This is a genomic window from Pseudomonas azerbaijanorientalis (assembly GCF_019139795.1).
In the GTDB taxonomy this organism is placed as follows: Bacteria; Pseudomonadota; Gammaproteobacteria; order Pseudomonadales; family Pseudomonadaceae; genus Aquipseudomonas; species Aquipseudomonas laurylsulfatiphila.
In genome coordinates this window covers 710,704-734,642 of the sequence record NZ_CP077078.1, presented here as the reverse complement: position 1 = coordinate 734,642, position 23,939 = coordinate 710,704, and the positions used below count along the sequence as shown (strand labels likewise).

The window sequence follows — 23,939 nt, the reverse complement described above, 5'->3', positions numbered from 1 at the left end:
AATCCTCTTAACTTTTAACCTTCACCGTTCGCGTTATCGGCATCTTTCGGTGCCGAACGACCGCGAAAATCAATCAGGCTGTCGACGATGGCCAGGACCACCAGCAACGGATAGATCAGTTGCATGAACAGCAACAGCGTCACGTACAACCCCACCAGCCAAAACCTGGCCAGTCGCTTCTGCGCCACCAGCCCGTGAATCAGGGCCAGCCCGGCGAACACCAGCGGTACGCTGCACAACGGCGTCAACATGGCCAACTGCGGACCGATGTTCGGCCCCAGAAGCATGCACGCCAGCAGCAACATCGCCGGCAACAGCGGGATGCGGATGGCGCGAAACTCGCGACCAAAACCGCCCGGGTTGTACAACAACGCCTGCCAGTAGCGCCCGACAAGCAGGCTCAGCAAGCTGACGATTTGCAACAAAGCCGCAATCAGGCCGGTCAGGACCGGTGCAATCAGGGACGCGAAACGCGCTTGTTCGTCTACCGACAACTTCTGGTAGACATCACCGAGTAGCGACGGCATGACTTTGATCAATGCCTGCGCCAGCATCTCGATCTGGGGAGCAAAAGCTGTCCCCAACACCACTGAAAACACCACTCCCATCGCTATGCTGACCAGCAGCACGCGGTTCCAGGACTCGCTTGCGCGCAAAACCAACGCAAGGCTCGCAGACCCCAGCAGCACCAGAAGTGCCCGTGGGTCGTCGGAGTAAAGCCACCAGGCCAATGCCGGCAGCAGTCCCAGAGCAAGAACGCCCAGGGCGTCCCTCAATCCGCGCCGCAGGAGCACAAGGCATCCGGCGGCAGCACCCAACCAATACAACAACGGCATCGCCGCGCATCCAGCCACTACCAGAGTGGCCTGCATACGGCCGCGCATGATGAACTCAGCTATGGCCCGCATGCATTCAATCCTTTGCTACGTGTCGACTGCCCGGTCTCAGCGGCCGTGGCTGTCGGTGTAGGCCAGCAGGGCCAGGAAGCGGGCGCGCTTGATAGCGGTGGCCAGCTGACGCTGATAACGAGCTTTGGTACCGGTGATGCGGCTTGGAACAATTTTGCCGGTCTCGGATACGTAGGCTTTCAGAGTGTTGAGATCTTTGTAATCGATCTCTTTCACGTCTTCAGCGGTGAAGCGGCAGAATTTACGACGACGGAAGAAACGTGCCATTTGATAGGCTCCTTAAAAGGTCCGTGGATTACTCGTCAGCGTTATCGCTGTTGTCGCTGTCATCACTGTCAGCGCTTTCAACGCCTTCGTGCTCAGGACGGTCGCGACGCTCACGGCGCTCACTGCGGTTTTCTTCAGCCTTGAGCATCTCGGACTGGCCGGTAACGGCTTCGTCGCGACGGATGACCAGGTTACGGATCACTGCATCGTTGTAGCGGAAGTTGTCTTCCAGCTCGGCCAGGGCCTTGCCAGTGCACTCAACGTTCAGCATCACGTAGTGAGCCTTGTGAACATTGTTGATTGCGTAGGCCAGTTGACGACGGCCCCAATCTTCCAGACGGTGGATTTTGCCGCCGTCTTCTTCGATCAGCTTGGTGTAACGCTCAACCATGCCGCCGACTTGCTCGCTTTGATCCGGGTGGACCAAAAAGATGATTTCGTAATGACGCATGAATGCTCCTTACGGGTTGTAGCCTGCCGCTCAAAAGCGGTCAGACAAGGAGTGAATGACACTTATGGACTTGCGTGGGTAAGGCACATGCGTGCCTGCCGTCACAGCAAGGGGCGCAATTGTAGAGAAGGGGCGAGGGAGGCGCAAGGTAATTGGTGATTATTTGAACAGCCACCAAATTCATGCCACACCGCAAAACACTGTGGGAGCGGGCTTGCTCGCGAATGCGGTACGACATTCAACATCTTTGCTGAATGTTACTCCGCTTTCGCGAGCAAGCCCGCTCCCACAGGGACTGCAACCGGATCAGGATTTCTTGGCGGCGGCCTTGGCTTTGACACTGCGCTGGCGCTGCGCTTCGAACAGGCAAACGCCGGTGGCCACGGAAACGTTGAGACTGCTGACGCTACCGGCCATCGGCAGGTTCACCAGATAATCGCAATGCTCACGGGTCAGACGACGCATGCCCTTGCCTTCGGCGCCCATGATGAGGATGGTCGGGCCGGTGAGATCCTGGTCATACAGACTGACCTCAGCCTCGCCGGCCGTACCGACAACCCACAAGCCGCGCTGCTGGAGCTTTTCCAGGGTACGCGCCAGGTTGGTCACGGCAACCAGCGGAATCACTTCCGCCGCGCCGCAAGCGATTTTTCGTACAACCGGAGTCAGCGTGGCCGACTTGTCCTTCGGTACGATCACTGCCAGCGCGCCCGCCGCATCGGCGGAGCGCAGGCAGGCGCCGAGGTTGTGCGGATCGGTCACACCGTCAAGCACCAGCAACAACGGTGCGCCGTCGGTGCGATCGAGCAGCTCATCAAGCATTGCCTCGCCCCAGACCTGGCTCGGACTCACGTCCGCGACCACGCCCTGGTGCACGCCTTCAACCCAGGCGTCCATTTCGCGGCGCTCGGCCTGGCCGACCTGGACCCGGTTTTCGTTGGCCAGCTCAATCAGCGTCTGGACCCGAGGATCATTGCGGCCTTCGGCCAGCCAGATCTGCTTGACGCGTTTCGGGTGGTGACGCAACAACGCTTCTACAGCATGGACGCCGTAGATCTTTTCCAACTGACTCATGGCTTGGCCTTAGGTTTACGCGCCCCGCCACTCTTGGCTGGAGCCGAGCCCGCTTTTGGCGGGCCTTTACGATGTTTGCTCGGTTTGGCTGGCTTGCCGCCGACGGCCTTGTCAGGCGCCGACCGGCTGGTCTTTCCCCCAGACGCCGCTTTACCGCCGCTTTTCGCACCGGCCAGCAACGCCTGTTTCATTTCACGACTTTTGCGCACTTCGGCGTTTTTCGCCGCTGCATCGCTCGGGCGATAGGCCTCGACAGCCTTTTCCTTGGCAGGACGACGGCCGGTTTTCGCCGGGGTAGGTTCTGCTTCAACTTTCGCTGCAGGCGCTGCACTTTCGGTACCGCGTTTTTTACGGCCGATCGGTGCACTGATGGTTTTTTCAGCCATCTCGAAGTCGATCTTGCGCTCGTCGAGGTCGACGCGCATGACCCGCACTTCCACGGTGTCGCCCAGGCGGAAGCTGCGACCGGTGCGCTCACCGGCCAGGCGGTGGTGCACAGGATCGAAGTGGTAGTAATCGCCCGGCAGCGCAGTGACGTGCACCAGGCCTTCGACGTAGATGTCGGTCAGCTCGACGAACAGACCAAAACCGGTCACGGCCGTGATCACACCCGGGAACGACTCGCCCACGCGATCTTTCATGAACTCGCACTTGAGCCAGTTCACGACATCGCGGGTCGCTTCGTCGGCACGGCGCTCACTCATCGAGCACTGCTCGCCGAGTTGCTCCAGGGCCGCTTCGTCGTACGGATAGATGCGTGCCTTTGGAATGGTCATCGCACCGGCACGGCGAACGTGCGGGGTGTTCTGCTTCGAATGGATCACGCTGCGGATTGCGCGATGCGTGAGCAAGTCCGGATAGCGGCGGATCGGCGAGGTGAAGTGGGTATAGGCTTCGTAATTCAGGCCGAAGTGGCCCTGGTTATCAGCGCTGTACACCGCCTGGCTCAACGAACGCAGCATGACGGTCTGGATCAGGTGGAAATCCGGACGATCCTTGATACCGGCCAGCAATGCCTGGTAATCCTTCGGCGACGGACCGTCCTTGCCTTTGTGCAGGGACAAACCAAGTTCACCGAGGAAGGCGCGCAGTTTTTCCAGACGCTCCGGCGGCGGACCATCGTGAACGCGGTACAGCGCAGGAATTTCGTGCTTTTTCAGGAATTCGGCAGTGGCCACGTTGGCCGCCAGCATGCATTCCTCGATCAGCTTGTGTGCGTCGTTGCGTACGGTCGGACGGATTTCGGCAATCTTGCGCTCGGAACCGAAGATGATCCGGGTTTCCTGGGTCTCGAAATCGATCGCGCCACGAACGTGACGGGCCGCCAGCAATACCTTGTACAGCGAGTACAGCTGCTTGAGGTGCGGTACGACGTCGGTGTATTCGCCGCGAAGCTTGCGCGCCTCGGTGGCTTTCGGCGTTTCCAGCATGGCGCTGACTTTGTTGTAGGTCAGGCGCGCATGGGAGTGGATCACCGCTTCGTAGAAGCAGTAGTCGGTCATTTCGCCGGACTTGGAGATGGTCATCTCGCAAACCATGGCCAGACGATCGACTTGCGGGTTCAGCGAGCACAAACCGTTGGACAGCTGCTCAGGCAGCATCGGAATCACGCGCTCGGGGAAGTACACCGAGTTGCCGCGAACCTGCGCTTCGGCATCCAGCGCCGAACCGAGCTTCACGTAGCTGGATACGTCGGCAATCGCCACGTACAGCTTCCAGCCGCCGGAGAACAGACGCAGCTTGCCCGGACGGGCTTCGCAATAGACCGCATCGTCGAAGTCGCGGGCATCTTCGCCGTCGATGGTGACGAACGGCAGATGGCGCAGGTCGATGCGCTTCTCTTTGTCTTTCTCTTCGACTTCCGGCTTGAGCTTGGCGGCTTCCTTGAGCACGGCGTCAGGCCAGACGTGAGGAATGTCATAGGTACGCAGGGCGACGTCGATTTCCATGCCCGGCGCCATGTAGTTGCCCACGACTTCAACCACGTCGCCTTGCGGCTGGAAGCGTGGCGTCGGCCAGTGAGTGATCTTCACTTCGACGAACTGACCGATCTGCGCGTTGGCATTACGGCCCGGCGTCACCAGCACTTCCTGCTGGATCTTCGGGTTATCCGCAACGACGAAACCGATACCGCCCTCTTCGAAGTAGCGACCGACGATGGTCTCGTGAGCGCGGGACACCACCTCGACGATCATGCCCTCTCGGCGACCACGACGATCCAGACCGGAAACACGCGCCAGGGCACGGTCACCGTCGAACACCAGACGCATCTGCGCCGGGCTCATGAACAGATCGTCACTGCCGTCGTCCGGCACCAGGAAGCCGAAACCATCGCGGTGACCGCTGATGCGGCCCAGGATCAGGTCAAGCTTGTCCACCGGCGCATAAGTACCGCGACGGGTATAGATGAGTTGAGCATCGCGCTCCATGGCGCGCAGGCGGCGGCGCAGGGCTTCGATCTGGTCTTCTGTGGTCAGACCAAACTCTTCGACCAGTTGCTCGCGGTTAGCAGGCGAACCCCTATCAGCAAGGTGCTGAAGGATCAGTTCGCGGCTAGGAATAGGGTTTTCATATTTTTCCGCTTCACGAGCGGCCTCGGGATCGAGGGACTGCCAATCGGCCATTAGAGAGTTTTCACCTTGTCTATATGCGGGTTAGTTTGGCATAGGCGTAATGAAACGGGAAATTTCAGGCTAAGACGACCCATCTAAAGCCCTGTATCGACACCGCAAAGCTGTTTTGAAGACCGCTGGCGAAATTTTCCAAGTTTTTTTGATTCCGGGGGTTTACAGTTAAAAAGACGCTCCGTATAGTGCGCGCCATCGACGACGGAGACGTTGCCGATACTGCCCAGATGGTGAAATTGGTAGACACGCCAGCTTCAGGTGCTGGTGACCGCAAGGTCGTGGAAGTTCGAGTCTTCTTCTGGGCACCAATTTCGAGCTTGAGATTAGATCAATTTCAAGGCTCACACAAAAACCCGCGAAAGCGGGTTTTTGCATTCTAGGCCCCTGGTTTATTAATTTTTAAAATCAGGGGTTTACAGATCAAAACGCTCTCCGTATAGTGCGCCACATCAACAGCGGCAACGCTGAAGATGAATGCCCAGATGGTGAAATTGGTAGACACGCCAGCTTCAGGTGCTGGTGACCTTACGGTCGTGGAAGTTCGAGTCTTCTTCTGGGCACCAATTCAAGTTCAAGGTTACGGCCTTGAATTTCACAAAAACCCGCGAAAGCGGGTTTTTGCGTTTCTGGCATCCAGAAATGTTCTCTACCGCCCTTTTGTAGGAGCGAGCCTGCTCGCGATGCACGCCCAGACAACATTTGCATGCAGGCACCCCGCGTTATCGTTGGAGACCATCGCGAGCAGGCTCGCTCCTACAGGGTCATCGGCAGCCCGTACCAAAAGCAAATCCAACCCGCAAGGCGCATTTGAGAAGCAATATCGTTTATCATTGTTACAAGTTTTTGCAATGCGACAGTGAGGAACCCTGCGAATGATGTTTCGAAATACCCTGCGCCGCGGCTTGACCATTACCCTGCTCGGCCTGGCTCTCGCCACTCCCCTCACCCAAGCCGCCGACCCGGTTTCCCTGACGCTCTACAACGGCCAACACAAAGAAGTCGGCGACGCGGTCGCCAAAGCCTTCGAAGCCAAGACCGGGATCCACGTCAATGTACGCAAAGGCAGCAGCAACCAGCTCGCCAGCCAGGTCGTCGAAGAAGGCGATCGCTCCCCTGCCGACGTGATCTACACCGAAGAATCGCCGCCACTGAACAAACTTGGCGAACAAGGCCTGCTGGCCAGGGCGGATGACGCCACGCTGGCCGTTCTGCCCAAGGAATACGTCGCCAGCAATGGCACCTGGATTGGCGTGACTGCCCGGGTGCGCGTCGTCGCCTACAACCCCAAGCTGATTGATGAAAAAGACCTGCCGACCTCGGTGATGGAATTCTCCGATCCAAAATGGCAAGGCAAGGTCGGCTTCGTGCCCACCAGCGGCGCCTTCCAGGAACAAGCCGTCGCCATCATCAAAGTGCACGGCATGGACGCTGCCGAAGAATGGCTGACCGGGCTGCGCGCATTCGGCAAGACCTACAGCAACAATATGGTCGCGCTCAAAGCCGTGGAAAATGGCGAAGTGGCCACCGTGCTGGTCAACAACTACTACTGGTTCGCCTTGCAGCGTGAAAAGGGCCAGCTCGATTCGAAACTGCACTACTTCACCGGCGGCGACGTTGGCGGGCTGATCACCGTGTCCAGCGCAGCAGTGCTGAAATCCAGCAAACACCCAACAGAAGCACAGCAATTGCTCGCCTACATGGCCAGCGAGGAAGGCCAGCGCGTGATCACCCAGACCACCGCCGAATACCCGCTGCACAAAGGCATGGAGTCTGATCGCGGACTCAAGCCATTCAGCGAGCTGCAAGCACCGAAAGTCACGCCAGCCGACCTGGGCAATGCCGAAGAAGCCCTGGACCTGGAACGTGACGTTGGCCTGAACTGATGAGCGCATCGCTTTCCGCACATGGCGGGTACATGCCACGACGCAAGCGGCCGTCAATCTGGCTGGTCCTGCCGGTTTTGCTACTGGTGGTGCTCAGCCTGCTGCCGTTGGCCTATGTCGGGCTCAAGGCCTGGCAAGCAGGCTGGGCCGAGGCGCTGCATTTGCTGTGGCGCCCCTATGTGTTCGGACTGCTGCGCAACACTCTGGCGTTGATGGTCGGCGTGACGCTGGCCTGCGGCGTGATCGGCCTGTCGCTGGCGTGGTTGCTGGAGCGCAGCAGTCTGCCGGGGCGACGCCTGTGGGGTGTGATCCTGTGCCTGCCCTTCGCCGTACCGGCGTTTGTCAGCAGCTTCACCTGGGTTTCATTGAGCGCTCATTTCGAGGGACTCGGCGGGGCGATTCTGGTGATGACGCTCTCTAAATACCCGCTGATTTTCCTGCCGGTGGCGGCGACCCTGCGCAATCTCGACCCTTCACTGGAAGAATCGGCGCGCACCTTGGGACAGAACCGCTGGGGCGTGTTCTTCAAGGTCACCCTGCCCCTGCTCTGGCCGTCGCTGCTCGCCGGTTCCTTGCTGATTGCCCTGCACATGCTGGTGGAATTCGGCGCGCTGTCGATCATCGGCCTGCAAACCTTCACCACCGCGATCTATCAGCAGTTCGAGCTGGAATTCAGCAATGCCAATGCGGCGATGCTCTCCGCCGTACTGCTGATGCTGTGCCTGGCGTTGTTGTGGCTGGAGCTGCGCGTGCGCGGCAAGGGGCGACACGTGCGCACCGGCCAGGGTGCGGCGCGGCAGGCGGAGCAGGTTCAACTGGGGCCTTGGGCAGTGGCGGGACAGCTTTATTGCCTGCTGCTGGCAATCATCGGCAGCGGGATTCCGTTGGGCATGCTGGCTTACTGGCTGGCAGTCGGATCATCGGCGGCCTTTCCAATGGCTGCCATTGGCGAAGCATTGCTGTCATCCCTCGCGCTGTCGCTGGGTGGCGCTGCGGTGTGCCTGATGCTGGCGGTGCCGGTCGGCCTGCTGGTCGTGCGCTACAAGGGCCAATTGGCGATCTGGGCCGAGCGTTTGCCGTATCTGCTGCACGCCCTGCCGGGACTGGTCATTGCCCTGACCCTGGTGTATTTCGCCCTGCACTACGTGCCGATGCTGTACCAGACTTCGGCATTGCTGCTGATCGCGTACGCCCTGCTGTTTCTGCCGCTGGCCCAGGCGCCGATCCGCACCGCCCTGAACAAGGCGGCACCGCAGCTTGAAGAAGCGGCACGTACACTGGGCGCCTCGTCTTTCAGCGCTTTCTGCCGAGTGACACTGCCGATCATTTTCCCGGCACTGGGCGCGGCTTTTGCCTTGGTATTCCTGGATGCGATGAAGGAACTGACGGCGACCTTGCTGTTGAGTCCGACGGGGCTGAATACACTGGCGACGGAAGTCTGGGCGCATACCGCGAATGTGGAATTTGCCGCTGCGGCGCCTTATGCGGCGTTATTGATATTAGTGTCGGGGTTGCCGGTCTATTTGCTGACGACCCGGATGTATCTGAGCCGCTAAAACCGTATTCGCGAGCAAGCCCGCTCCCACATTGGCCCTTTGTGAACATCATATTTGTGTTCGACAGAGGACCACTGTGGGAGCGGGCTTGCTCGCGAAGGGGCCGGCACCAACAACCAATCAAGCCCTGAACTGCCCCAGGCTCGCCTTCAACTGCGCCGCCAGGCCATCCAGCACCTTGCCGCTGGCCGTGGTCTCCACCACAGCTTGCGCGGCTTTCTCGGCCTGGGCATGAATGGTCTGGACCCGCCCTCGCACCGCTTGCGCTCCTTGCGCCTGATGCGCCGCGGCCTGGGTCGCCAGACCGATCGCCGCATGCACCTGCTCAACCGACGCCTGCACCGACTGCTGCAATCGCGCACTGTCACGCAGCACCACCAAACCTTCGTTGGCCTGGCGTCCGGCCTGACCGATTGCCGCGACCGCCTCGCGCGCGCCCTGCTGCAACGCCACGATGTGCGCCTGGATATCGCCAGTGGAGCTCTGCGTCTTGCTCGCCAGCGCCCGCACCTCATCTGCAACCACCGCAAATCCGCGCCCGGTCTCGCCGGCGCGCGCCGCTTCAATAGCCGCATTCAGCGCCAGCAGGTTGGTCTGCTCGGCGATGCCGTGAATCACCGTCAACACCACTTCAATCTGCTCGCTTTGCTGCGCCAGGCGCTCGATCACCTGGGCGCCGGTATTGACCTGCCCCGCCAGCTCCTCGATCAGGCTGCCGACTTTCGCCGAGGTCCGGGTGTTTTCATCGGTGGCCTGACGAATCTCCACCACCTGTTTCAGCGCCGCCTGCATGGCGTGGCTTTCCGACTGCGCCTCATCCGCCATTTGCGACAGGGCACGCAAACTCTCCGCCACTTCGTCGCGCTGCATGCCAGCCGCTGCGTCCGCACCCGCGTTGCGCAGGGTCATGGCACCAATCTCGACGCCGGTACGCTGAGCCACATCGCCCGCCTCGCGCACGATCGGCTGCAACTTATCCACAAAGCGATTGACCGCCGAGGCCATGTCGCCGATTTCGTCCTTGCTGTTGATCTGCACACGCTTGGTCAGATCGCCTTCGCCTGCTGCCAGGTCATCCATGGCAACGATCAGCATTTTCAGGCGATTGACCACTCGACGACCGAGCACCACCGCCAGCAACATCAGGACACCAAAACCCACCACCGCCAGACACACGCCGATGCGCCAACGCAATGTTGCAGCGGCTTCCTGTACGGTGCTGGTGGTGTTGGCTTTCATTTCAGCCGCTGTGGACTGCGCGGACTGCAGACGCGCGCGCATCGCCGTTGCGCTGTCGGCAGCCGCGCCTTTGAGGCTGTCGCCGACCAGTTGGTCGCTGCTGGCGATCAAGGCCGAGAAGCGCTTGTCGAGGGCCGCAAGGTCCGTCTCCACGGAAGCCGTCGAGACCCCCATCAGGACCTTGCCGATTTCCACGCCATTGGGGTTGATCGAAGCCTCGATGTAGAAGACCGAAGGATCATTCTTCGCTGCATCCAGCACCTTGTCGAGCGCCCGCTCGCCCTGGCCTTTTTCCAGCAGCGCCTTGTTGATCGGGTTTTCCCGGTTGAGGTAGCGCGTCAGGTGCTGACCGGTAGCGTCGTCATACACCACGAACAGCACATTGGGATTGCGCTGGGCCCGGCGGGCGAATTCGGACAGTGTCGGAATGTCGTTGTCCCACATGGCGCGGGGCGCGACCGAAGCCAGAAGCTGCGCCATATCGTTGGCGGAGTCCTTCAGGTCCTTTTCCAGGGTCGAACGCAATTGCGCCTGCTCTTCCTCAAGACGCGAGGACAAACCGGCCGTGAGGCGCTGACGCGTACTGGTAGAAAGGCTGTCCAGACTGGACGTGACTTCACGCCCGGCCTGCTCGAGCTCGGCGGAAAGTTTTTGACTGTCCGCACCCAGGCGCGTGCCCAGATCGGCTTCGAGCGCGGTCACCGTGCTCCGGGTCAGAGCAACAGCCACCAGCACCTGCACCAAAAGGGCGATACCCAGGGTAACGAACACGGGCCGCAACAAACGGCTTTGTAACAGTGAGAGAACGGCCGACACTGTGAATCCCTCTACTTGGACGCCATTAATTTGATGGCATTCTTTTGAGGATATTTACAGCAAAGGTCATGCCGTCCTGCAGACAAATACGACAAAGGCCCCGATTAAGGAGCCTTTGTGTTTTACATCAACGACTTATCAAGCAAACGGATGACGCAGAACGATGGTTTCGTTGCGGTCCGGGCCCGTCGAAATAATGTCGATCGGCGCACCGATCAGCTCTTCAACGCGCTTGATGTAAGCACGGGCGTTAGCTGGGAGCTCTTCCAGGGTTTTGGCACCCACGGTCGACTCGGTCCAGCCCGGCACTTCTTCGTACACAGGCTGCAGGCCCACGTAGCTGTCAGCATCAGTCGGGGCAACGGCCTTGCCTTCTGCGTCTTTGTAGCCGACGCAGATGTTGATGGTTTCCAGACCGTCGAGCACGTCCAGCTTGGTCAGGCAGATGCCCGAGATGCTGTTCACATCGATAGCGCGACGCAGGATAACAGCGTCGAACCAGCCACAACGACGAGCACGGCCGGTAGTCGCGCCGAACTCGTGACCTTGTTTGGCCAGGTGCGCACCGACTTCGTCGAACAGCTCCGTCGGGAATGGACCCGAACCTACACGCGTGGTGTAAGCCTTGGTGATGCCCAGGATGTAGTCCAGGAACATGGGGCCAACACCCGAACCGGTAGCAACGCCGCCAGCGGTGGTGTTGGAGCTGGTCACGTACGGGTAGGTACCGTGGTCGATGTCCAGCAGGGAGCCTTGGGCGCCCTCGAACATGATGTCTTTGCCAGCGCGACGCAGGTCGTGCAGTTCGGCAGTCACGTCCAGCATCAGCGGCTTGAGCAGCTCAGCGTATTCCTTACACTCGGCCAGGGTCTTGTCGAAGTCGATGGCCGGCTCCTTGTAGTAACCCACCAGCATGAAGTTGTGGTAGTCCACCAGTTCACGCAGCTTGTCTTCAAAGCGCGGCATGTTGAGCAGGTCGCCCACACGCAGGCCACGACGTGCAACCTTGTCTTCGTAGGCCGGGCCGATGCCGCGACCGGTGGTACCGATCTTCAGCTCGCCACGGGCCTTTTCACGGGCCTGGTCCAGCGCAACGTGGAAGGACAGGATCAGCGGGCAGGACGGGCTGATACGCAGGCGCTCGCGCACCGGCACACCTTTTTCTTCCAGCTTGGTGATCTCGCGCAGCAGGGCGTCAGGTGCTACCACCACGCCGTTGCCGATCAGGCACTGTACGCCTTCGCGCAGCACGCCCGACGGGATCAGGTGCAAGACGGTTTTTTCGCCATCGATCACCAGAGTGTGACCCGCGTTGTGGCCACCCTGGTAGCGCACTACGGCGGCAGCATGTTCGGTCAGCAGATCAACGATCTTGCCTTTGCCCTCATCACCCCACTGGGTGCCCAGGACTACGACATTCTTACCCATAACACTTGTCCTCATTCGCGCAAACTTGGTGCCGGCGGCAGCCGGCGGGAAAACTCAAGAAGCCAGTGGCGATACTTGCCAAAGCCCGTTCTGCTGAATCAATTGCCGGTCGCAGTCCGCTTCACGGGCGGCGGCCAAAGGTTGTCCAGGCAAGGCCTGAACGACACGCTGACCCTCACTGCGCAACTGGCAAACCTGCTGCCAGAGTGCCGCATCCGTACTGTCAGGCATCCAGATACCGCCAGACGGTAGCTCGATCTCAGCACGCCCCAGGGTCACCAGGGTTTTCAAATCGGTGGAAAAACCGGTCGCCGGACGGGCACGACCGAAGTCGGCGCCGATGTCGTCGTAACGACCGCCCTGGGCAATGGACTGGCCAACACCCGGCACGAACACGGCGAACACCACACCGGTGTGGTAGTGGTAGCCACGCAGCTCGCCCAGGTCGAAATACAGCGGCAGTTCAGGGAAACGCACGGACAACCGCTCGGCAATTGCCAGCAAGTCGTCCAGCGCCGCCAGAACCGGGGCAGGCGCCTTGGCCAGACGCTCACGGGCCGCAGCCAGCACTTCACGGCCGCCACACAGGTCGACCAACGCCCGCAGCATGCCCGACAGATCGGCAGGCAAGCCTTCGGTCAAGGTAATGACCTCATCGATGGCCTTGCGTTGCAAGGCATCGAACAACTGCTGCTCGACTTCACCGGATAAACCGGCGGCGCGGGCCAGGCCGCGATAGATGCCGACATGACCGAGGTCCATGTGCACATCCGGCACATCGGCCAGTTGCAGCATGGCCAGCATCAGGCTGATGACTTCGACGTCGCTGCTCGGACTGCCGTCGCCGTACAACTCGGCACCCAGTTGAATCGGGCTGCGCGAGGACGACAAGGCACGCGGCTGAGCATGCAGCACGCTGCCGGCATAGCACAGGCGGCTTGGGCCTTCACGACGCAGGGTATGCGCATCGATGCGCGCCACTTGCGGCGTGATGTCGGCACGGAAACCCATCTGGCGGCCCGATTGCGGGTCGATGACCTTGAAGGTGCGCAGATCCAGGTCCTGGCCCGCGCCGGTCAGCAGGGATTCCAGGTACTCGATATGGGGAGTCACGACAAACTCGTAACCCCAGCTCTGGAACAGATCCAACACCTGACGACGCGCGACTTCAATACGCGCAGCTTCCGGTGGCAGTACTTCTTCGATGCCATCTGGCAGAAGCCAGCGGTCTACCGTTGCCATTACGCCTTCCCCTATCTCCGGGCGACCAGCCTGTCGGCGAGCCTTGAGTGAAGCAGAAAATGATCGGCTTGCGCACAAACCACGCGCATGAGCGACGGAGCGAAAAGCCCTTCTACCGGCTTCGCCAACCACTTTCCTCGAAAAACTGTCGAGCCAATCGGCCCGGCATCTGCTTTAAAACAGCAATCAAACATGCAGACGCAAAAAAGCCGGGAATTTCCCGGCTGCCGCATCATACACACGTTTTCCCAAAGGATCACCCCGCCAGAGGTTTTAGCCGCCCGGCGGGGGGATAAATCAGGTCAACGCCGTATCAAGGCTTGGCTTTTTCCAGGTAGTGGAAGAAGTCGCTGCTTGGGTCGAGGACCATGACGTCGGATTTGTTCGCGAAGCTTTCACGGTAGGCACGCAGGCTGCGGTAGAACGCGTAGAACTCCTGATCCTGGCCGTAGGCCTTGGAGTAGATCGCAGCGGCCTGGGCATCGCCGTCACCGCGAACCTCTTCGGATTCACGATAGGCTTCAGCCAGCAGCACGCGGCGTTGACGATCGGCGTCGGCACGGATGCCTTCGGCCAGTTCGTTACCCTTGGCGCGGTGCTCGCGAGCTTCACGCTCACGCTCGGTGCTCATACGTTCGAACACGCTGCGGTTTACTTCTTTCGGCAGGTCGATGGTCTTGACCCGGACATCGACCACTTCGATGCCCAGTTCTTTTTCAGCCATCTTGTTCAGCGAAGCAGTAATGTCCGCCATCAACGCATCGCGCTCACCGGAGACCACTTCGTGCAAGGTGCGCTTACCGAACTGGTCACGCAGGCCCGATTCCAGACGACGGGACAGGCGTTCGTCGGCGATCTGCTTGAGGCCGGAAGTCGCGGTGTAGTAACGCTCTGCGTCCTTCACGCGCCATTTGGCGTAGGCATCGACCATCACGGCTTTCTTTTCCAGCGTCAGGAAGCGTTGTGTCGGTGCATCCAGCGTCATCAGGCGTGCGTCGAATTTACGCACCTGGTTAACGTAAGGCACTTTCACATGCAGGCCTGGCTGAACATCGGTCTGGACCACGCGACCGAACTGCAGCAACACCGCACGCTCGGTCTGAGCCACGATGTAGAAGCAGTTCCAGGCAGCGATCGCCAAGACGACGCCGACAATAAGGGCGATCAGCGATTTATTGCTCATCAGCGACTCTCCCTGGTACGTGCTTGCTGTTGCTGCAGATCAGCTGCCGCACGCGCATTCGCTTCATTGCTGGTGGCTGCCGCACTGGTCACCGGAGTGCCGGTGTTGCGACCACTTTCGACCATCTTGTCCAGCGGCAAGTACAACAGGTTGCTCTGGCCGTTCTTGTTGCCGGTCACGAGAACCTTGCTGGTGTTGCTGAAGACTTCCTGCATGGTGTCCAGGTACAGACGCTGGCGGGTGACTTCAGGCGCCTTGCGGTACTCGGCAACCAGCTTGGTGAAGCGATCGGCCTCACCCTTGGCGCGCGAGACGGTCTCGTCACGGTAACCATTGGCATCCTCAAGAATGCGCTGGGCCTGACCACGGGCTTCCGGCACGACGCCGTTGGCATAGGTTTCGGCCTGGTTGCGCGAACGCTGCTCGTCTTCCCGGGCACGGATCACGTCATCGAAGGCTTCCTGGACTTCGCGCGGTGCCGCTGCGCTCTGAACGTTGACCTGGGTAACGGTGATACCGGTGCGATAGGTGTCCATGAAGCGTTGCAGACGCTCCTTGATCTCGCTGGCCATCAACTCACGACCTTCGGTCAGTACCTGGTCCATTGCGGTGGAACCCACCACATGGCGCAAGGCGCTGTCGGTCGCGTGCTGCAGGCTGATTTCCGGCTGATCGACGCTCAGCACGAAATCCTGCAGGTTGCTGATCTTGTACTGCACGGTCAGCGGCACTTCGACGATGTTCTCGTCTTCGGTCAGCATCTGGCCCTGCTTGGTGTAGGCACGCTCTCGCGTGACGTTTTCCATGTACTTCTTGTCGATCGGCGGGAAATAGATATTCAGGCCCGGCCCCACGGTTTCGTAGTACTTGCCGAAGCGCAGCACCACGGCTTGCTCCTGCTCGTCGACGACATAAACCGCGCTGTACAGCCAAACGGCGGCCAACACGACCAGGCCGATGCCGAGCAGGCCGCCAAAGCCGCCACTCTTGCCCGGACCACCGCCGTCGTCACCACCACGTTTCTTACCACCACCGAACAAACCGTTCAGGCTTTCCTGCAGCTTTCGGAAGGCCTCGTCGAGATCCGGTGGCCCCTTGCGGTCGCCGTTGTTACGACGCTTGCCACCCCAAGGATCCTGATTATTCGAGTTGCCACCCGGCTCATTCCAAGCCATAGCGCTCTCCATCTGATAAAGCAAAGACGCACCCACGGCGCGCCGACCAATGCTACAGAATGCCTGTCACCACGGCACAACCGCTTTCTCAGGCTTTTATTGCAAAGTGTGTTGCTCGATAAACTCCGTCGGCACAACGCCTTCACGGCTGACCAGCCGATTGAGCTCCGAGCGCGGCAATCGAACGGCCAGCAAGCTGACTCCTTCTTCGTCGTATTCTTCTTTCTGTACCGCGCCCAACTCGAAAAACTGTGCACGCAGGCGCGCAAAGCGCTGAGGCAAGCGCAAGGTACCGACAAACAAATCACTGCCCAACAACTCGGCAATGGCTTGCTCAAGCAATTCCAGACCTGTGCCATCACGTGCCGAGAGCCAGACCCGTTGGGGCCTGCCGTTTTCGTCGCGCTGGATTTGTGGCTCAACGCCTTCAAGCAAATCGAGTTTGTTATAGACCTCGAGGATCGGCAAGTCCTGGGCACCAATCTCGCCCAGCACCACCATCACCTGCTCGATCTGCAACATGCGATCCGGTTCGGCCGCATCGATCACGTGCAGCAACAGGTCGGAGTTGCTCGACTCTTCGAGCGTAGACCGAAATGCCTCGACCAGCTTGTGGGGCAAGTGGCGAATGAAACCCACAGTGTCGGCCAGGACAATCGGCCCCAGGTCGTCCAGTTCCAGACGGCGCAAGGTCGGGTCCAGCGTGGCAAACAACTGGTCAGCCGCGTACACGTCGGATTTCGTCACGTTATTGAAGAGCGTGGATTTACCGGCGTTGGTATAGCCCACCAGGGACACGGTAGGTATATCCGCACGGGAACGGCCGCGTCGCGACTGTTCGCGCTGACTGCGCACTTTTTCCAGCCGGCCCTTGATCTGCCGCAGGCGAACCCGGAGCAAACGGCGGTCGGTTTCCAGTTGGGTTTCACCCGGGCCACGCATGCCGATACCGCCACCCTGGCGCTCAAGGTGGGTCCAGCCACGAACCAGCCGGGTGCTCATGTGGTCAAGCTGGGCCAGTTCTACCTGGAGCTTGCCTTCATGGGTGCGGGCGCGTTGGGCGAAAATATCGAGAATCAGACCGGTGCGGTCGATCACGCGACACTCGAAGACACGTTCGAGGTTACGTTCCTGACTGGGTGTGAGGACGTGATTGAAGATTACCAGGTCTGCTTCTTCGGCATGGACCAGATCGCGTAGCTCCTCGACCTTGCCGCTGCCAATCAGAAATTTGGCGGTTGGCCGATGACGCGGCACGTTAAAAAACGCAACGGTCTCGGCGCCGGCCGAATTAGCCAATTCCTGAAACTCCTGCGGATCTTCGCGCGCCTCAGGGTCCTGTCCATCCAAGTGAACGAGGATCACTCGCTCACCACCACCGTGGCGCTCAAAGAACAAAGGAGACTCCTATCAGGCGTTACCTGGCTCAGCGTCACCTGCATCGGATTCGGTTGCGCTAGGCAGACGAATTGGACGCACCGGTACCACTGTAGAGATAGCGTGCTTGTAGACCATCTGGCTTACGGTGTTTTTCAGCAGGATGACGAACTGGTCGAACGACTCGATCGTTCCTTGCAGTTTGATACCGTTGACCAGGTAGATGGACACCCCAACTTTCTCTTTACGTAAAGTATTCAAGTAAGGGTCTTGTAGCGAATGCCCTTTTGACATGTGCCGCACTCCTTTAAGGATTCAATATAAAAAATAGGTAAACAGATGGCTTTAGCCGCCACACCCCCAAGGATAGACGGCAATTGCAAGGACTCAGCTCAATATGGAGATGGTCCCCAGGTATTTCAAGGCGCGCGGCAGATTGTCGCAATCCAGACTGTCCAGCCAATGCAGGTCAGTCCAACTGCGCAGCCAGGTGAACTGGCGTTTCGCCAATTGGCGCGTGGCAATGATTCCACGCTCCTGCATCTCGGCTGACGTCAGCTTGCCATCCAGGTAGTCCCAGACTTGGCGGTAGCCTACTGCACGTATAGACGGCATCCCGGCATGCAGGTCACCTCTATTACGCAGGGCTACGACCTCGTCAATGAATCCCTGTTCCAACATTAAAGTGAATCTTTGTTTAATTCGCTCGTGCAGTACCTGACGATTTGCCGGGGCAATAGCCAAGTTCGCGACAGTATAGGGCAATTGTTGCTGTCCCGAAGCGGCTGCTTCGGTACTTTGCGCAGATTGTTGCAAGCGTAGCGCAGTCATGCTCTGACCGCTTACCCGATAAACTTCCAGTGCTCGACTCAGACGCTGCGGATCGTTCGGATGAATACGCGCGGCAGAAACCGGGTCGATCACTGCCAACTGGTCGTGCAGGGCTTGCCAGCCAAGGCGTGCAGCCTCTTCCTCGATCTGTGCGCGCACTTGCGGGTCGGCGGCCGGCATCTGCGCCAGGCCTTCAACCAAAGCCTTGTAATAGAGCATCGTACCGCCTACCAGCAGCGGAATTTTTCCGCGCGCGGTGATCTCGGCCATGGCTTGCAGGGCGTCACGGCGGAAATCCGCAGCCGAATAGCTCTCGGCCGGGTCGAGAATATCGATCAGACGGTGCGGATATTGTGCCAGCAGCTCTTTGGAAGGCTTGGCGGTGCCGATGTCCATGCCACGGTAGACCAGCGCCGAATCGACGCTGATCAACTCGCAAGGCAGGACCTTGGTGAGTTCAATGGCCAGGTCGGTCTTGCCGGCGGCGGTCGGGCCCATCAGGAAAATCGCAGGTGGGAGCTGGCTCATCAACGACCGCGCAAGAACAGTTTGTCCAGATCGTCCAGGCCCAGTTGGGTCCAAGTCGGTCGGCCATGGTTGCATTGACCGCTGCGCTCGGTGTTTTCCATGTCACGCAGCAGGGCATTCATTTCCGGCAGGGCCAGACGCCGGTTCGCCCGAACCGCACCGTGGCAGGCCATGGTCCCGAGCAACTCGTTCAGGTGCGCCTGAATGCGGTCGCTGGTGCCGAACTCCATCAGATCCGCCAGGACGTCCGCGACCAGCCGGTTGGCTTCGGCCTGCTTGAGCAGTGCCGGAATCTGCCGGATGGCCAGGGTTTCCGGGCCCAGGCGCTGCAACTCAAAGCCCAGGCGCTGGAACCAGGCGACATGCTCCTCGGCGCAATCGGCTTCACGCTGACTGACGGCCAGGGACTCCGGCACCAGCAACGGCTGACCACTCAGGCCCTCGCTGGCCATCGCCACCTTCAGTCGCTCATACATGATCCGCTCGTGGGCAGCGTGCATGTCCACCAGCACCAGGCCCTGGGCGTTTTCCGAAAGGATGTAGATGCCCTTGAGTTGGGCCAACGCATAACCCAGCGGCGGGATGTCGTCCTGCCCGGCCGGTAGCGCGACGGCATTGGCCTCGGGCAGCGGCGCAAAAAACTCGCGGTAGGCGGCCTGCGCTTCAGCGACAGGAACACCGGACTGCGGGCGCGGCGTGTATTGATACTGATAACCCGCGCCAGCACCCGAACCTGCCGGTGCATTGAGCGACGGCTGGGCCTGAGGCTGTTCCAGCAGGGCATTGGCGGCCAGGCGCATTTCGCCCTGGGGCCCGAATTCACCGGCTTCGAGGCCGGTAGGCCGGACGATGGCCGTGGCAACCGGTGCCACCAGATGATCATCGGGGCGCACATCGCCCAAGGCACGGTGCAAGGTACCGTAGAGGAAATCGTGAACCATGCGCCCTTCACGGAAGCGCACTTCGTGTTTGGTCGGGTGCACATTGACGTCGACCCCGGTCGGATCGACTTCGAAAAACAGCACGAAGGTCGGGTGCCGACCGTTGAACAGCACGTCGCGATAGGCCTGGCGTACCGCGTGGGCCACCAGCTTGTCGCGCACGGCACGGCCATTGACGAAGAAATACTGCAAGTCGGCCTGGCTGCGGTTGAAGGTCGGCAGACCGACCCAGCCCCATAGATGCAGGCCGTTGCGCTCGATTTCGATCGGCAGGGCCTGTTCCAGGAAGCCCGGCCCGCAAATCGCCGCCACGCGCCGGGCACGGGCCGCATCATCATGGGCCTCGTGCAGGCTGAGGATGGTCTTGCCGTTGTGGCGTAGATGGAACGCCACATCGAAGCGCGCCAGGGCCAGACGCCTGATGACTTCCTGCAGGTGATCGAATTCGGTTTTTTCGGTCTTGAGAAACTTGCGTCGTGCCGGCGTGTTGAAGAACAGGTCGCGCACTTCAACCGAGGTGCCCACCGGATGCGCCGCAGGCTGCACGCGGGGTGCCATGTCACGGCCTTCGGTCTCGACCTGCCAGGCCTGATCGGCGTCGCGGGTGCGGGAGGTCAGGGTCAGGCGCGCGACGGAGCTGATCGATGCCAGGGCCTCACCGCGAAAGCCCAGGCTCATGACCTGCTCGAGGTCTTCCAAGTTGCGAATCTTGCTGGTGGCGTGACGGGCCAGCGCCAGCGGCAGGTCATCGGCGGAAATGCCGCTACCGTCGTCGCGCACCCGCAGCAATTTGACGCCGCCCTGCTCCACATCGACGTCGATGCGCCTGGCACCGGAGTCGAGGCTGTTTTCCAGCAGCTCCTTGATCACCGAAGCCGGGCGTTCGACCACCTCACCGGCGGCAATCTGGTTCGCCAGTCGCGGGCTGAGCAGCTCGATGCGAGCGCCGCTGTTCACGACCTGATTCATTCTTTGGCCGCCAGTTCAGTGCCCGGAATGGTCAGGTGCTGACCGACCTTGAGCTCATCGCTCGACAGGTTGTTGGCACTGCGCAGGGCCGCGGGCGACACCTGATAACGCACGGCGATCATCGCCAGGGTCTCGCCCGGGTTGACGCGGTGGTCACGTGGCCCCTGCACGATCTTGCCGGAGTCGCGCAGCCAGGCAATGTAAGTGCCCGGCGGCGGGTTCTGCTGGAAGAACTGGCGCACGCCACTGCTGATAGAACGCGCCAGCGCCTGCTGGTGGCCAGACGCGGCCAGTTTCGAGGCTTCGTTGGCGTTGGAGATAAATCCGGTTTCCACCAGGATCGACGGAATATCCGGCGACTTCAGCACCATGAACCCGGCCTGCTCGACCCGCTGCTTGTGCAGAGGCGTGACCCGGCCAATGTTGCTCAGCACCTTCTGGCCAACGTTCAGGCTGGACGTCAGGGATGCCGTCATCGACAGGTCGAGCAGCACGCCGGCGAGCATGCGGTCCTTGTCATCGAGGCTGACGTTGCCCGCACCACCGATCAGGTCGGAACGGTTTTCGCTGTCAGCCAGCCAGCGGGCCGTCTCCGAGGTCGCACCACGATCAGACAGGGCAAATACCGAGGCACCGAAAGCGGCGGTAGAAGGCGCGGCGTCGGCATGGATCGAGACGAACAGGTCGGCGCCTTTCTTGCGGGCAATTTCGGTACGGCCGCGCAAAGGAATGAAGTAATCGCCGGTACGGGTCAGTTCGGCGCGGAAACCTTTCATGCCGTTGATCTGGCGTTGCAATTCGCGGGCGATCTGCAACACCACGTCTTTCTCTCGCTGACCGCGAGAACCCGATGCGCCCGGGTCTTCGCCACCGTGTCCGGCGTCGATCACCACGATGATGTCGCGTTTGCCGGCCGGGGCCGGCGGCAGTTTGATTGCAGGCTCCACAGGCGTGACCGGCACGGCGGGCATCGTGGCCACAGTTGGTGTCGGCGCTGGGGGAGGCGCGGCATCCGCGGCGTTATCGAACAGATCGACCACCAAGCGGTTGCCGTACTGGGCGTTCGGCGCCAGGGAAAAGCTTTTTGGTGTCACCGCCTTTTTCAGATCGATGACCACCCGCAGGTCGGTCGGCGTGCGTTGAGCCGAGCGCATGGCGGTAATCGGAGTATTCGACGTGTTGACGTTGAGTGGCGCACCGAGGGTCGCACCATTGATGTCGATGACCAGGCGATCCGGCGCGGTCAGGGTGAAGACGCTGTGTTGCACCGGGCCGGTCAGGTCAAAAACCAGACGTGTGTTGTCCGGTGCCCGCCACAGACGAACACTGTTGACCTTCGAATCGGCCACAGCGTCGACGGTCACCGCCAGAAACAACACCCCTACGGCAGCAACCAACGCGCGAAAGCGCATACCTAACCCCATCATTTATTTGGATTCCAATGCCAAAGCGGCACACCAGGCCTCGCCACGCGAACCCTGGGATAAAATTTTCAGCGAACGCCCGCTGTCTTGCGGGCTAATGGTAATGGTCAGGTCCGGCTTTGGCAAAAAGCCTGCACCTTTGTCGGGCCACTCGATCAGACACAGGGCATCGTCTTCGAAATAGTCGCGGATACCGAGGAACTCCAGCTCTTCCGGATCGACCAGACGGTACAAATCGAAATGGAAGGCGCGAATGTCGCCAATCTCGTAGGGCTCAACCAGGGTGAAGGTCGGACTTTTTACTGCCCCGACATGCCCCAGGCCGCGGATAATGCCTCGGGACAACGTGGTTTTGCCCATCCCCAGGTTGCCCTCGAGGAAGATCAGGCCATGGCCTTGGGTGATTCGGGCAATGCGTGCGCCAAAGTCGCTCATGGCCTGCTCATCGGCCAGGTACAGGGTTACTTCAGACACGGTGCTTGCTCCTCCAACAACTGACGAATGGCTGGAATCAGATCACTGGCCGCCAGCCCACGGCCGAATTTTCCTTGTTGCTCGCCGGCATTGGCGTGCAGCCAGACCGCCAGGCAGGCCGCGTCGAAGGGTTCCATGCCCTGGGCCAGCAATGCACCGAGCAAACCGGCCAGTACATCGCCCAGACCGGCAGTAGCCATCGCCGGGTGGCCCTGATGACAGACGGCCAGCCGTCCGTCGGGACTGGCGATCAGGCTCCCGGCCCCCTTGAGCACCGCGACCGCCGAATATTTCTTGCTCAATGCATGGGCCGCTGCCGGCCGGTCGGCTTGAACCTGCGCCGTACTCATTCCGAGCAAACGCGCCGCTTCGCCCGGATGCGGAGTGATCACGCAATCCCTGGGCAAACTCACACGCTCCTCGGCCAGCAGGTTCAGCGCATCGGCGTCCCAGACTTGCGGCAACGGTGCATTAGCGGCGGCCGACAACAAGCTGCGCCCCCAACCCGCTTGCCCCAGCCCCGGACCGACAACCAGCACGGAAACCTTTTGCAGCAAATTCATCAGCTGATTGGCCGAGGAAGTGCCCAGCACCATCGCCTCGGGGATCCGCGCCAGTGCGGCCGCGACATGTTCGCTGCGGGTCGCCACCGACACCATGCCCGCACCGCTGCGCAGCGCACTTTGCGCGCTCAGTAGAATCGCGCCACCCAACCCGCGATCGCCGCCGATCAGCAACACATGGCCGAATCTGCCTTTGTGGGAAGCCGGCGCCCGCGCTGCTGGACGCGGCAGATTAGCTGCGCTCAGGCGACGGGCAGTGAAAGCAGCGCCGTCTATCAACTGTGGGTCTGCGTGCAAGTCGTTGAACAGCAGTTCGCCGACCACATCGGCCGCCTCCCCGGTGAACAATCCCAATTTCAAGCCGATGAAGGTCACTGTCAGGTCGGCCTGCACCGCCACGCCGAGGATACGACCGGTATCGGCGCACAGCCCTGAAGGAATATCCACCGCCGCGACCGGCAGCCCGCTCATATTGATCGCGGCGACGGCACCGGCATACGGCTCACGCACCTCGCCGCTCAGTCCGGTGCCAAGCAAAGCATCCAGGACGATGCCGCGCAATCCGGATTGTGCGGTCCAGGGCTCGATGAGCACTTTTTCAGACACCGCCTCGGCATGTGCCAAGGCCGCGTCCCCCTGCAGGCGCTGCGGGTCTCCCACCGCCAATACCCGGACAGACCAGCCTGCGCGCAGGGCCAACACGGCCACCAGATACCCGTCCCCGGCGTTGTTGCCATGGCCGGTGAGTACGGTCAGTTCATTCGCTGTCGGCCATTGCCGCACCAGCGCGCGCCACGTCGCCCGCGCCGCGCGCTGCATCAATTCGAAGCCCGGTGTGCCGGCGGCGATCAGGCTCGCGTCGAGTGCTCGCACTTGCGCGGCACTGTACAGCGCGTCGGGTAATTCATCTTTAGTGTGCGGCATGCGTCTTCGGGCTCCGATGTCTGGCAGAATTATACGCACCTCAGCTCCGGTTTCTCTCG

At 60.6% G+C, this 23,939-nt stretch carries 19 protein-coding genes and 2 tRNA genes; 4 read left to right on the top strand and 17 right to left on the bottom strand.

Features of this window, described 5'->3' with window-relative positions:
* Window positions 1–14: 14 nt before the first annotated feature.
* The 5 genes from KSS91_RS03205 to rnr form a co-directional block, all read right to left on the bottom strand.
* Window positions 15–908, bottom strand: a complete 894-nt coding sequence (locus KSS91_RS03205; protein ID WP_015093234.1) for a YybS family protein — start codon at window positions 906–908, stop codon at window positions 15–17.
* A gap of 36 nt (window positions 909–944) precedes the next feature.
* Entirely contained in the window at window positions 945–1,175 is a 231-nt protein-coding gene (gene rpsR / locus KSS91_RS03200; protein WP_002551829.1) for a 30S ribosomal protein S18, read from the bottom strand.
* 28 nt (window positions 1,176–1,203) lie between these two features.
* Window positions 1,204–1,626 carry a 30S ribosomal protein S6 gene (rpsF, locus tag KSS91_RS03195; RefSeq protein ID WP_007973274.1) on the bottom strand — a complete coding sequence of 141 codons (423 nt, stop codon included), beginning with the start codon at window positions 1,624–1,626 and terminating at the stop codon, window positions 1,204–1,206.
* 306 nt (window positions 1,627–1,932) lie between these two features.
* Window positions 1,933–2,700 (bottom strand): 23S rRNA (guanosine(2251)-2'-O)-methyltransferase RlmB, encoded by a 768-nt coding sequence (gene rlmB, locus KSS91_RS03190; RefSeq protein WP_007973273.1) that lies wholly within the window; start codon window positions 2,698–2,700, stop codon window positions 1,933–1,935.
* The gene (gene rnr, locus KSS91_RS03185) at window positions 2,697–5,324 is read right to left on the bottom strand and encodes a ribonuclease R (protein ID WP_217837034.1); all 2,628 of its coding nucleotides are present in this window, start codon (window positions 5,322–5,324) and stop codon (window positions 2,697–2,699) included. Before rnr ends, rlmB begins: the two co-directional genes overlap by 4 nt.
* A 224-nt stretch (window positions 5,325–5,548) precedes the next feature.
* Here rnr and KSS91_RS03180 point away from each other — a divergent pair.
* From KSS91_RS03180 to KSS91_RS03165, 4 genes are all read left to right on the top strand, one after another.
* Window positions 5,549–5,635 (top strand) — tRNA-Leu (locus KSS91_RS03180).
* A 168-nt stretch (window positions 5,636–5,803) separates the two neighbouring features.
* Window positions 5,804–5,890, top strand: a tRNA-Leu gene (locus tag KSS91_RS03175).
* A 309-nt stretch (window positions 5,891–6,199) separates the two neighbouring features.
* Window positions 6,200–7,210, top strand: a complete 1,011-nt coding sequence (locus KSS91_RS03170) for an extracellular solute-binding protein (protein WP_217837033.1) — start codon at window positions 6,200–6,202, stop codon at window positions 7,208–7,210.
* Window positions 7,210–8,766 (top strand): ABC transporter permease, encoded by a 1,557-nt coding sequence (locus tag KSS91_RS03165; RefSeq protein ID WP_217837032.1) that lies wholly within the window; start codon window positions 7,210–7,212, stop codon window positions 8,764–8,766. The genes KSS91_RS03170 and KSS91_RS03165 overlap by 1 nt, the downstream gene beginning before the upstream one ends.
* Before the next feature lie 120 nt (window positions 8,767–8,886).
* Here KSS91_RS03165 and KSS91_RS03160 read toward each other — a convergent pair whose 3' ends face one another.
* The 12 genes from KSS91_RS03160 to KSS91_RS03105 form a co-directional block, all read right to left on the bottom strand.
* Window positions 8,887–10,821: a methyl-accepting chemotaxis protein gene (locus tag KSS91_RS03160; RefSeq protein WP_217837031.1), complete on the bottom strand. Its 1,935-nt coding sequence runs from the start codon at window positions 10,819–10,821 to the stop codon at window positions 8,887–8,889.
* A gap of 138 nt (window positions 10,822–10,959) precedes the next feature.
* Window positions 10,960–12,249 carry an adenylosuccinate synthase gene (locus tag KSS91_RS03155; protein ID WP_007973267.1) on the bottom strand — a complete coding sequence of 430 codons (1,290 nt, stop codon included), beginning with the start codon at window positions 12,247–12,249 and terminating at the stop codon, window positions 10,960–10,962.
* A gap of 54 nt (window positions 12,250–12,303) precedes the next feature.
* Window positions 12,304–13,491 (bottom strand): ATP phosphoribosyltransferase regulatory subunit, encoded by a 1,188-nt coding sequence (locus KSS91_RS03150; protein WP_007973265.1) that lies wholly within the window; start codon window positions 13,489–13,491, stop codon window positions 12,304–12,306.
* A 313-nt stretch (window positions 13,492–13,804) separates the two neighbouring features.
* Window positions 13,805–14,674, bottom strand: coding sequence for a protease modulator HflC (gene hflC, locus KSS91_RS03145; protein ID WP_102673159.1), 870 nt, complete (start codon window positions 14,672–14,674; stop codon window positions 13,805–13,807).
* A complete protein-coding gene (gene hflK, locus KSS91_RS03140; protein ID WP_007973262.1) occupies window positions 14,674–15,849 on the bottom strand; it encodes an FtsH protease activity modulator HflK in 1,176 nt (391 codons plus the stop codon). The genes hflC and hflK overlap by 1 nt, the downstream gene beginning before the upstream one ends.
* A 96-nt stretch (window positions 15,850–15,945) precedes the next feature.
* The gene (hflX, locus tag KSS91_RS03135) at window positions 15,946–17,247 is read right to left on the bottom strand and encodes a ribosome rescue GTPase HflX (protein WP_007973259.1); all 1,302 of its coding nucleotides are present in this window, start codon (window positions 17,245–17,247) and stop codon (window positions 15,946–15,948) included.
* Window positions 17,248–17,259: 12 nt separating this feature from the next.
* Window positions 17,260–17,520: an RNA chaperone Hfq gene (gene hfq, locus KSS91_RS03130; RefSeq protein ID WP_003221112.1), complete on the bottom strand. Its 261-nt coding sequence runs from the start codon at window positions 17,518–17,520 to the stop codon at window positions 17,260–17,262.
* A 93-nt stretch (window positions 17,521–17,613) separates the two neighbouring features.
* Window positions 17,614–18,585 (bottom strand): tRNA (adenosine(37)-N6)-dimethylallyltransferase MiaA, encoded by a 972-nt coding sequence (gene miaA, locus KSS91_RS03125; RefSeq protein ID WP_015093229.1) that lies wholly within the window; start codon window positions 18,583–18,585, stop codon window positions 17,614–17,616.
* Entirely contained in the window at window positions 18,585–20,495 is a 1,911-nt protein-coding gene (mutL, locus tag KSS91_RS03120; RefSeq protein WP_437179726.1) for a DNA mismatch repair endonuclease MutL, read from the bottom strand. The genes miaA and mutL overlap by 1 nt, the downstream gene beginning before the upstream one ends.
* Entirely contained in the window at window positions 20,492–21,922 is a 1,431-nt protein-coding gene (locus KSS91_RS03115) for an N-acetylmuramoyl-L-alanine amidase (RefSeq protein ID WP_041474769.1), read from the bottom strand. Before KSS91_RS03115 ends, mutL begins: the two co-directional genes overlap by 4 nt.
* Window positions 21,923–22,393 (bottom strand): tRNA (adenosine(37)-N6)-threonylcarbamoyltransferase complex ATPase subunit type 1 TsaE, encoded by a 471-nt coding sequence (gene tsaE / locus KSS91_RS03110; RefSeq protein WP_007973252.1) that lies wholly within the window; start codon window positions 22,391–22,393, stop codon window positions 21,923–21,925.
* A complete protein-coding gene (locus tag KSS91_RS03105) occupies window positions 22,381–23,880 on the bottom strand; it encodes an NAD(P)H-hydrate dehydratase (RefSeq protein ID WP_217837030.1) in 1,500 nt (499 codons plus the stop codon). Before KSS91_RS03105 ends, tsaE begins: the two co-directional genes overlap by 13 nt.
* Window positions 23,881–23,939: the final 59 nt, after the last annotated feature.